1 protein-coding gene is annotated in these 333 nt (G+C 77.5%); it reads left to right on the plus strand.

Annotated elements, in window-relative coordinates; genetic code table 11:
- The coding region (locus PUR26_RS01995; protein ID WP_329868535.1) for a hypothetical protein at positions 1-333 on the plus strand (333 nt) is incomplete at both ends.

The following is a 333-nucleotide window of genomic DNA, read 5'->3' on the forward strand; positions in this document are numbered from 1 at the left end:
CCCCGCCGGGCTGGTCTGGACGCTCGGCTACGCCTCCGACCTCTACGACCACGCCACCGTCGAACTGCTCGCCCGGCGGCTGTCGGTCCTGCTCACCGCGCTCGCCCACGACCCCGACCAGGCCCTCGGCGCCGTCGACCGCCTCACCGACGAGGAGCGCCGCCGGCGGCTCCCCGCACCGGGCGCGGCGCGGCCCGCCGCGCCGCCCGGCCGCGTCGACCGGATCTTCGAGGCGCAGGCGGCCCGTACGCCCGAGGCGACCGCCCTCCTCTACGGGGACGAACACGTCACATACGGCGCTCTCGACGCACAGGCCACCCGTCTCACCCGCCG

The organism is Streptomyces sp. SP18CS02, assembly GCF_036322365.1.
In the GTDB taxonomy this organism is placed as follows: Bacteria; Actinomycetota; Actinomycetes; order Streptomycetales; family Streptomycetaceae; genus Streptomyces.